We start from the raw sequence: 10,210 nt of genomic DNA, 5'->3' as shown, positions 1-10,210 counted from the left end.
GCTCTGGTACGGCGCATGCCGAGGCAATTGGCACGATTTTCCCGGGCTGCGTGGGACGGGATGCCGCCGGGCCATGGGCGGGATGTTGGGATCGCGATTGGGGTGGCGTAGATCCACGGGCTGTTAGATGGCCAGCTGATCCTTCGATCCCGTTCTGGGAGGCGAAGCGTGCCGCCACGTTAAGCAGCATAGGCTTGAACAAGGAGGCGTACAGCATTGCCGAAAGTGTGATGGATCGGATTCGTCTGGGCAGCGATCGTTCGCACGTAGACTACCAGACTCTATCGCAAGAGGGGTGGGTTCACGCACTACAGAACGAGCTCGAAGGGAAAATTAGAAATTTCTCCTGGTCCAAGCTCGACGAGCGCTGGGCAAGGTTACGAGAACTGTCCCGCTGGGATTGCAATCCAGGCGACGATATCGATGAGCGTATCCACGACGTAGCGGAGGAGCCGGATGAGCCCTGGCTTTCACGACATCTTGGGTTCGATCCTGGCACGGTGTTCCAGAAATTTGGTGGATGGCCAGCCAGGCAAGGGCACTGGGCGATACTGTGTACCATTCATGATGGCACATTGCAGCTACGAGGGCGGCGCGAGCTTCTCATCGCCCTGCGGCGTGCATGGCGAGATACTCCATTCCTCGTGCTCGGGCTGGTTATCCGGGCAGGTATGACCGACGAGTTCAAGGAGGGAAATGCCCAGGCAGGACTACTGGGACGCTCTGCGATCGCCCAATTGTCTCAATCCTCTGTCGACGAGCTTCATCAGTGGCTCTCACAAGTCCTCCGTCGTGCGGTCCAGGATCGTGAGGAACACGTCGAGTCCGAACCGTGGACGCGCGATCCAAAGAATCATCTCATCCAGGGTTCTGCAGAAATCCTGTCTCGACTAGCATTTCGTTCGAGTGATCAGCAACTGCAAGATCTCTTCGAGCAAGCATGCATCATGTACCGGGCGACAACGTGCCAGAACGACGTGGCGCTATACCGCCCTCTTGAAGTTCTCCTCCGACGAGTGATCGATGCAGCTCCAGGGCACCTTCTGCGTAGCTGGCTTCCGATCCTGCTTGAATTGCCAACAGCAGGAGAGGCTGGGTGTGACGGCGATTGTGGGTCGGGCTGGCCAGATCCGTTTGCTGAAGTATCTCCTGCGGACCTGCCTGCGCTGGACGCTCCCGAGGTCGCCGCATGCGTCCGTGCCGTTCCGCGTCTCCTCCGACTTGTCGAGGAGGGCGATGTCGCGGCACAGAGTCGTGCAACCAACCGTCTCGTTGTCTTGGCACTCGCAGGGGTGTTGGCACCGGAGCAGATCGCTAAACTGATCGACGTGGTCTTGGCGGCGCCGCACTTCCCGGCAGACATCTATCTCAGTGCTTTCCTGATGTTGCCGCACCCAAATTCCGAGGCGCTACGGGGTGTCATTGCCAGTACGCTCTGCCGGTCCGAGATCGATGGGCCCACGTGGGTGGGTGAGGTGCTTCGTGCAACGAAGCCGCTTGCGCTTCGAACGAATCAAGCTTTTTCGGGCTGGGAGATCGCGTGGACACCGGACCAGGCCTGCGAGCTTCTCGGCAGGTTCATCGCCCATCGAAAGAGCAGATTGGAATCCGCGGCCTCTCGTGGTTTCAAGATGTTCGACCACGCTGAGTTCATGAGTAGCCTTTGCCGCGTCTTGTCGAGAGCCATTGCTCCTTTCCTTGGCGCAGCGATGGCAAAAGCAGGAGAGCTTATTCGCCTGACCGTTGACGCGATGCGTCGAGACGGAGATCGTACGGTAGCAGCCCTACCCGCCCTTCTCTTGTGCAATGCGGTAAGTTGCGACGATGCGGCGATCGAGCTGCAGCGGATGCTGATGGGCACGACGAGCCATGAGGTGTTCGACGGCGTATCAACGCTGATCGATTGGATCGATCTTGGCCTTGCGGGCCGTCTTCCTTCCCCACCCGAGTGGTTGGTAGATTTGCTTTCGTCGAGCTGCGTCAATGTGTGTCACCCCGGAAGCGTCGCGATACTGGACGGGCTGAGTGACCTGTTCTGTCGCAAGCAGGCGGTATTCAACGAGCGACAAGTGGGTATGATCGTCCGCGGCCTTGGACGAATTCGCGAGATGGTAGACCTGAAGCCGGGGAAAGACGCGGGCGACGATGAGTTACGCCTTGGCGCTGATCAGCGGGTAGCGATCCTTGGGGAGGCATCGGAGCTTGCGGCGGCCGTTGAGGCATTTTTCCGTCGAGCAGATGCCGTAATGCCCCCTGAGATTTGTGCGTGGCGTGATTATGCCACCGCGCACGTGTTGCCAGAAGTTCGTCGTCCCTGGGAAACAAAGGAGAAAGTTATCGCCGCTGCAGCGGCAAGATGATCTTCTGACCTGCGGTTATCGTTGCGGCCACGTTTGTCCCTGCTGGCTTGCCACGCCTTGGGTTCGTCATGTACGCTCCTCCCCCGATGGTCCGCCTCGTCCGCCTGGGGTTCGTTCTCACACTCGGTCTCACAGTGGCCGCCGCCATCGTGGCCGGATGCGAGGTCCAGAGCGCCTACATCGGCTCCGACTGTTTGCCCTCGACCCCCGACCGCTGCTGCCCCTGCCCTTCCCCGGAGGCATGCCCGAACGGGCCGGAGCCGATCCCGTGGGACTGCCCGAACGCATGCGATGGACCGCCGCCGCTCCCTCCGCGCTGCTCCGATGCGGGGGACGACGGCGGGGATGCGAGCATGTCCTCCGCGTGCGCGGGCGGCGTCTGCGTTCCGCCTGCACCGGGGGCGTGGAAGGGGCCGCTTCCCTTCCACTACGGCGCTTCGATCGACGTGCCCGCGTGTCCCGAGAGCGCGCCGATCGTCGCGTTCGACGGTTTCGTCGAGCCTGCGTCTCCGTCTTGCAGCACGTGCTCGTGCGACGCTCCGATCGGCACGTGTCATCGGCCCGAGACGTGGACAGTCAGCTCCGCCGCCTGCGCCGATCCCGGCCTGGGTGTCAACACCAACTTCGACCCCCCGACGAGCTGGGACGGGTCCTGCAACGAGGACAAGGCCATCATCGAGGGCAAGCTCTGCGGAGCTGTGCCGTGCGTGCGTTCGATCACGATTTCGCCCCCTGTCATCGAGGAGCAACCGTGCACCGTTCACGTGAGTGGTGATCCTGCGCCCTCACCCCCGCACGCTTGGCACGGGAATCCTTGGGAGCCGATGGGTCGGGCATGCACGAGCGGAGCGTCCGCGCCGACCTGCACCGCGGAGAGCGGCAAGGTCTGCGTGCCCTCGCCGCCAGGCTTCAGCCCGTGCGTCCTGCGCGAGGGGGATCATCCCTGCCCCGAGGGATGGGGCGACCGGCACCTCCTCTACGGACAAGTCGAAGACGACCGTGCCTGCTCGGCGTGCACGTGCAGCGAGCCGAGCGGGGGGACGTGCGACGTGCTCGCGTCCATCTTCAGCGAGCCGGCGTGTGGACAGCTCAACCTGTCGCTCACCGTCTCCGCGGGTATGGTCTCGCCATGCCACGACTTCATGCCCGGCACCCAGCTGAGCGGCAAGCGCATCGACGCGCTGACGTACGAGCCGGGCACCTGCACGCCGAGTGGCGGCGAGCTCGTGGGAGACCTCGTCCTCGCCGAAGCAACCACGGTTTGCTGCTACGCGCCCGTCATCTGAGGCGCGCTAGAAGGCCAGAACCATCGACGTTGCCATGTTCAACGCGACGGGGGACGTGCTCCAGAGCACGGGCTCTCGCGCGTCGAGCCCCGCGGGCACGAGGGTCATCATGACGTCGAAATCCGCTCGCAACGAGAGCGGCCCGGTGATCGTGCGCTCGAACGTCCCTCGCAGGCCGGCACCGAGGAACCATGTGGTGTTGACCTCGGGGTAGGCTCGGTTCAACGCGGCGGCGCTCAGCGCTCCTCCCGCGAGAAACACGCACCCCATGAACGGTGCGCGCCGGTAGCACCCCGCGACCGTCGCCGAGATCGCGTGCACCTCGACAGCCGTCGGCCCGAGTGGTCGTGCTTCCCAGAGCGGGCTCCAGCGGGCATCAAGCTCGAGCACGTAGCGATCGCGCTGAACGCCGAGCACAAGCTGCGGCCCGAGCGAGGCTGCAGGTAGGGTTCCATAGGAGAAACTCGGCCCGAGGCCCGCGAAGATGCGTGTGGGAGCCGAATTCGGCGGCTCGGGGCGCGGCCGATCCGTGGGCGCTGTTGGGCACGCGGGCGGCGGAGCTGCGGGAGGAGGCGGTGGCGGTGGTGGCGGCGGTGCCGGGCGCTCGTCCGGAAGGTTCTCGCGATTCTCCATCTGAATCGCCGCAACGATCGCTGCCCCGTGCAGCACCTTGAAGCACTCCATCGAACCGGGATACTTGCGCTGCAGCGCTTCGAGCACGTGCCCGTCGAGATCCTTGAACAGGATGTCGACGACGTAGGGTCGGCCGGGAGCGCGCTCGACGCGGAACTCGACCACCCGCGAGGCCGGAGGCTCGAGCAGCCGGAGCGACCGCGAAAGCGCCATCTCGAGCTCCTCGCGTAAGCCCTCGGGGTCGTTACAGGCCGGCGGAGCGTTCGCGGCCGAGAGCTCGACCCGGTAGTGCGGCGGTGCGGCGCCGGCGTCGAGCGGCGCCAGGGCGAGCATGAGGCCGACAGCGACAGTGGTTCGCGTCACCAAACTCCAGCTCCCGGGAAAAAATCTTCGGGGTCGCATCGATGGGCTGCACGGGACGGCCGAAAACCGGCTCCCCACGGAGTAGAAGCGCAGGACGGGTAGGACCGGAGCAGGGGCAAACCTGGAGGGTTGTACCGTGAGCGGGCGAAAAACCAAAGAAAACGATGACTTGCCCGGGTACCTGCCCTGGATGATCCAGCTCGCCCGAAAGTACGTTCGCGAGGCGGATGCGGAAGACGTGGCGATCGAGGCGCTTCGCGATGCGTATGATGGCGAGCGGCCGAGGCCGCCTGCCGCGGACGAAAAGCGCATGAAGGGATGGCTCGGCACCCTGATCAGGTTTCGCGCAATGGCTCACTGGAGGCGCGAAAAGAAGTGGGCCCCCGAGGTCCTCTGGGAGAATGCGGAAGAGGGGCTCGCGGTCGCCGATCCGATCCAGGTCGAGTCGAACATCGAGGAGCGGGAGTGGCTTTCGCTGGCGTTGCCGTATCTATCCGTCGAGCAGCGGGAGATCCTTCTTGCATGTGCGGTCGAAGGAGTATCGCCTGCAGCGATGGCCCGGGAGCGAGGCGTCAACGAAAATACGTTTCATTCGTGGCTCCGTCGGGCTCGCGGGGATCTGCGCAGGAGGCTCGAGGAGTTGCTGGACGAGCCTCGGCGGCGCCTACGTATGCTGTTCCCGTTTGCGTTATTCGAGCTCGAATGGGCAGAGAACGAGACGGCTGCACCGGGGAGCTGCCCGCGTGGAAGGCGCTCGGCCATCGCGCGGATCTTCGGGCTTCCTGGGCGATTCGTGGCGAGCGTCGTCGCCGGGGTCTTCATCGTTGGATTCACGCCGGCTGGCACGTGCCCGGCGGGGGACGAGCGCGTCGATGTCGGGCGGCAGGTCGAGAGCAGCGGAGATGTGCGGGTTGTCGTGCGCGTGGAGTCGCAGGGCTTATCGATGTCGGTGCCTTCGACAGGAACGCCAGCCAAACCGCCAGTGGTGATGCCGCGGAAGGCGCTCGCTCAACGTTCGGACGCGAACGCATCGGTATTCGAAGATGGGCGAGACCTATCGGTGCTTCTGCAGGCCAAGATGGCCTTGGAGCGAGGGGACGCCAGGGGCGCTATCGCCCTGCTGGATGAGCATGAGCGCAGGTACCCGATGTCGCCGAATGCGACGGAGAGAGGGCTTCTGCGCGCGGCGGCTGCGAGGGACTCGACCGGGAGCCGCTGAGCGACGGCAGATTCGGTTTGCCAGCATTCCAAGTTGCTGGTCACGGGAGCCGAGGGATCGGCCGGGTCGAGTTGCGCGATATCGAGCTGCGGAGGGCATTATGAGCGCTGGGCGTGGTGGGAAGCGTGCGAAAACGGGCCGCGGGCCGGTGGTGAAGCATGAGGAAAAGGGCGAGGAGGCTCCGGCGGAGCTGCCGACCGAGTTGGCGCTCGGAAGCGATGGGCGGCTCTACGTGAACGCAGAGGGGGTGGATCCCGAGAAGCTCCAGGGGCGGAAGATGTTCGTCGGGTTTGCGATGACCGAGGAGGAGGAGGCAGGAGTCGCGGTCGGGGAGATTCACCGGATTGCCTTCAACGTGACGGTGGCCGCGGTCCCGATGGGGAAGAGGCGGCTGGAAGGCTGACACGTACGAGAGCGGATCGCGATGGTGCGCAGGTGGGCCGAGAACCTCGACGGGTACTGCTCAAGTTTGAGCGCTTTCGGGGGCGATCCCGGCGAGACGCCGGGGGGGCGGGCGTGCGGCGGCGCACGATGGCGCACCCCGGGCGGGCGAGCGGGCGCCCACGGAGCGCTTCCCGCGCTTATATGGCGGGCGATCGGCGCCCACCTCCGGATCGCATCGCGGTCGCCTACATCAAAGCGAGCAAGACCGAGCAGGCCCTCTCCCCGGAGGCGCAGCGCGCCGCGGTCGAGGGCTGGGCCGCCCGCGAGGCTGTCAACGTCGTCTGGCACGTGGACCACGTCTCTCGGGCGGGAGCGATCTGGACGATCGCCCGGCCCTCGGCGCCGCGCTCGGAGAACTCCGCGTACGCGGCGCGGGCGTTCTGGTGGCCGCGCGGCCTGATCCGCTGGCGCGCCATCGCCATCGCGATCGAGCGGGCGGCGCGGGGGCGAGGGGCGCGAGCGCTGACGCCGTGGCGAACGGGGACTCCCCGGCCGACGACTTCCTCCGCCGCATCCTGGACGCCGCCGCGGAGTACGAACGCGCCCTCATCCGAGCGTGCGCCAAGCCGCCCCGACCGCCAAGCGCCGCGAACGGCAAGACGCTTGTGGAGAGAGCGAAGCGGAGCGCGCGGTGGTCAAGGACCGTGTGCGGGGTGGCGAGGGAGTACCCGAATGGGACCTCCCCGGCGCGCTCGCGCCGGGCGCAAGCAGCTTCATCCCTAAGCTTGCGGAGCTGGTCCCGTTCGGCATCTTCTCGCCCTTCCGGCGCGGCTTAGCGCGAGGATGACCCGGCTCATCTGGACGGACACGCAGGGGCCTGCTACTCCACGCTCGGCGACTGCGGGGACGCGTCCATGGAGCTGCTTGGAATCGAGAAGACACTGCAGACCTTCAAGAACGAGGGGGAACGGAACTTCTTCTCGACTTACAGCACGCTCAAGGAGCGGCTCTTCACCTACGAGTACACGCAGACGAGCGCGGAGTTCCCGGGGGGCAACGACCACGGACCGAATCACATCCGCCGCGTCCTGAAGCGGCTGGATGACATCTTGGGGCGCACGCCGCTCGAGCACGTGAACGTCTTCGAGCTGTGGCTTGCCATGATGGCGGTCCTTTACCACGACGTGGGCCTGCTCCAGACGAGGGACAAGCACCCGGAGGTCGGCGCCGACCTGATGCTGGGCGAGCAGAACCCGTACCTCTTCGACAAGCGTGAGCGCGAGCTCATCCACGCCGCGATCTTCACTCATGGCTCGAAGACCGACATCGACCAGAAGTGCAGGAAGTACCCGAAGCGGCACCAGGTGGGCGACTTCCCCGTCAACGTCAGGCTCGTCTGCGCCCTGGTCCGGCTGGCCGACGAACTCGACGAGGACTACCGCCGCGGCGACGAGGGGCTGTTCAAGAAGCGCGACATCGAAAAGCGGTACCCTGACTCGGTCCAGTACTGGCGGTTCAACCAGCGGATCCCGAGCGTCCAGATGGATTCGCCGGGATCCGAGCGGCGCGAGATCGAGATCCAGATCCAGTTCGAGGTGGAGGACGTCTCCTTCGACGCGAAGAACAAGAAGGGCGAGCCGGTGCCCTTCATTGAGTTTGCGATCGACAAGGTGCTCAAGATCAACGCCGAATGTCACTACTGTAACCGCTTCTTCCCGCCGACGCTCCGATTCTCGGACCTGCGGCTCACGGTGCTACCAGGGCAGTCCTCCACCCGGGAGACGTCGAAGGAGATTCTCATCAGCGAGCGGACCCAGCTCGCGGAGGTCATGGCGCAGCTCCCGGACGAGCTCAAGCGGCCGACGACTGCACACCGGAGCGGAAGTGCGGCGGGTCCCCGCGCCCCTTCTCTCCCCTCTACGAGCCTTCTGCCGCCGGAGGAGCCGCGGCTCGGGGCCGCGTCACCTCTGCCCGGCTGGACCTTGGTCGACGACGCGTTCCTCGCCGGCTATCGCCGTCCCCGCAGTAATGACGAGCTGCGCAAATATTTCGATGGGAGGATCCCCAACTGGGCCGACGCCACCACACCCCGCATCAGGCGCCTGCATTGGGTCGACGAGTCGACAAACCACCTGCGCGAGGCGCAGCGGGCCAACGCGGTACCGCAGATGTATCTGCTTCTCGGCGCGGGCGGCGAGGGCAAATCCACGATCGTCCGACAGGTCGCGGTCGACCTCGCCGCAGCCGACGAGAACCGGAACGTCCTCTGGCGCGAGACGGGAGCCACGCTCGACAGCGCTGCCCTTGAGGCACTCCCGCGTGGCGAGCGACGTTGGCTGCTCGTCGCCGACGACGCCGACGCCATCGTCCAGGACTTGGTGCGCGCCGTGCGCGTCCTCCAGGAGAGCGCCCGAGCCGACCTGGATCTGCTCCTCTGCGCGCGTGACACGGACTGGGAGGCGGCGGGCGGCTTTCGCCAGCAATGGGACTCGTATGTGGAGTACAAGCTCGTCCGCGTTCGCGGGTTGGCATTGAGCGACGCGAAGAGCATTGTCGAGGCGTGGACCGAGCTGGGTGATGTCGGCCTAGGCCGCCTCGCGGCCTACAGAGCGAAGGAGCGGGTCCCGCGACTGGTGGCTGCGGCCAAGGAAGAGTCGTCCCAGGAAGACGGCGTCTTCCTCGGAGCGATGCTGCGCACCCGGTACGGACAGACCGCCCGCGAGCACGTGAAGCTGGTTATGGAGCACCTGTCACGCTACTCGCTTAGCTCGGGCAAGAGCCTGTTGAACGCGTTCCTCCACGTCGCCGCGGCCCATGCGGCGAACCAGCTCTCGCTGGGCCCCGAGTTGCTCGCGGAGGCCATTGGGCTGCCCCCGGGGAACCTGTTCCGGGAGGTTATCGCCCCGCTTGGTGAAGAGGCCACGGCGGAGCATTTGGGTGAATTCCTGCGCGTCCGACACCGGGCCATCGCAGAGGCAGCCGTCGCTCAAGCCGCCGTCTTCCGGGAAGACCTGCCCCAGATTTATTCGGCGCTGATCGGGGCCGCCTCGGCGAGGAGAGAGAGACGCCTCTACGTCGCCGACTACGACAAGTTCATCTACGTCTCCATCCAGTTCGCGCGAGAGGTGGAGCGCCGCACGAAGGACCCGCGACAGCCTGGGACGTTCGGTTACCTCGACCTCGAGACGCTCGTCAAGCTCGCCCGGACCACGGCGCGTGCCGCCGTGCGCCCGGAGCCCAACGATCTCCCGGACAACCTGCGCCGGCTCATCAACCTGTGCAGCGTCCTGCGTGCGATCGGCCAGGGCGGCGAGAGCTTGCACATCCTCCGAGACGCCCTGCCCCGTATCATGTCCATGCGTGACTACCCCACGGCGGCTCGCGGCTTCTTCACCGAGTGGGCGATGGTTGCCGGTGACCACGGGGGAAGCGCCGAGCTGAGTCTCTGGCTCCTGGGGCTGGCGCTGTCCGACGACATCACCGCGCCCATCGAGGAGAAAGATGCTGCCCCCTTGCTCGCGTCCATGGGCGTGTTGCTGCAGCGGCTCCTGACCCACAGCCCCCAGCCGGCATACGCCGACGGCATGGGGGCCGTACTGGCGCTCGGACCTCGCGCCAGCCTGGGCGAATCTCATGAACGGGTCTTCAAGAACCACGAAGCGTTCGGCAAAAAGCACGGGGTCATGAAGCCCGGACCCCAAGAAGCCTTACCGAGGCTTCATAAGGCGATAGTCGCGGCGGCGAACGCGTCTTCCGGCGCGCAGGTGCCAACCTCCTTGCCGCCGGCGCCGAGCATCCGGTTCTCGCAGCTCGCGCGGCTGCTCGGCGTGAAACCCCCCCGCACCTAGCTCCCTCGCCGGGTCGAGGCTGGGGAGGTGCGGCGAGCGGCGGGGCGCGCCTCGGCTCACGTCGCCCGTTCCCTCCGAGCGGCGGGGCGCTACGCCACTCGCAAAGCTACGCGAGCG

6 protein-coding genes are annotated in these 10,210 nt (G+C 65.8%); 5 read left to right on the top strand and 1 reads right to left on the bottom strand.

Translation table 11 applies throughout. The features are described 5' to 3' along the window. Positions 1-194 precede the first annotated feature (194 nt). Together QHF84_RS27605 and QHF84_RS27600 are read left to right on the top strand one after the other, a co-directional pair. Positions 195-2,360, top strand: coding sequence for a hypothetical protein (locus tag QHF84_RS27605; RefSeq protein ID WP_281316429.1), 2,166 nt, complete (start codon positions 195-197; stop codon positions 2,358-2,360). 353 nt (positions 2,361-2,713) lie between these two features. Beyond that, a complete protein-coding gene (locus QHF84_RS27600) occupies positions 2,714-3,646 on the top strand; it encodes a hypothetical protein (RefSeq protein ID WP_281316428.1) in 933 nt (310 codons plus the stop codon). Positions 3,647-3,652: 6 nt separating this feature from the next. On the opposite strand, the gene QHF84_RS27595 is transcribed toward QHF84_RS27600, so the two are convergent. Beyond that, complete coding sequence (locus QHF84_RS27595) at positions 3,653-4,642, bottom strand: hypothetical protein (protein WP_281316427.1); 990 nt, start codon at positions 4,640-4,642, stop codon at positions 3,653-3,655. 136 nt (positions 4,643-4,778) lie between these two features. On the opposite strand from QHF84_RS27595, the gene QHF84_RS27590 reads away from it, so the two are divergent. From QHF84_RS27590 to QHF84_RS27580, 3 genes are all read left to right on the top strand, one after another. Further along, entirely contained in the window at positions 4,779-5,861 is a 1,083-nt protein-coding gene (locus tag QHF84_RS27590) for a sigma-70 family RNA polymerase sigma factor (protein WP_281316426.1), read from the top strand. A gap of 148 nt (positions 5,862-6,009) precedes the next feature. After that, positions 6,010-6,264: a hypothetical protein gene (locus QHF84_RS27585; protein ID WP_281316425.1), complete on the top strand. Its 255-nt coding sequence runs from the start codon at positions 6,010-6,012 to the stop codon at positions 6,262-6,264. 895 nt (positions 6,265-7,159) lie between these two features. Further along, the gene (locus QHF84_RS27580; protein ID WP_281316424.1) at positions 7,160-10,093 is read left to right on the top strand and encodes an HD domain-containing protein; all 2,934 of its coding nucleotides are present in this window, start codon (positions 7,160-7,162) and stop codon (positions 10,091-10,093) included. Positions 10,094-10,210 lie beyond the last annotated feature (117 nt).

It is taken from the genome of Polyangium sp. y55x31 (genome assembly GCF_029946505.1).
GTDB lineage: Bacteria > Myxococcota_A > Polyangia > Polyangiales > Polyangiaceae > Polyangium.
The sequence above is the reverse complement of the archived record's forward strand: the minus strand, read 5'-3'. Positions and strand labels throughout refer to the sequence as shown.

Coding starts and splice junctions, on each gene's coding strand:
- QHF84_RS27600 (WP_281316428.1), top strand. CDS start 2,714: ATGTCCTCCGCGTGCGCGGGCGGCGTCTGCGTTCCGCCTGCACCGGGG.
- QHF84_RS27580 (WP_281316424.1), top strand. CDS start 7,160: ATGGAGCTGCTTGGAATCGAGAAGACACTGCAGACCTTCAAGAACGAG.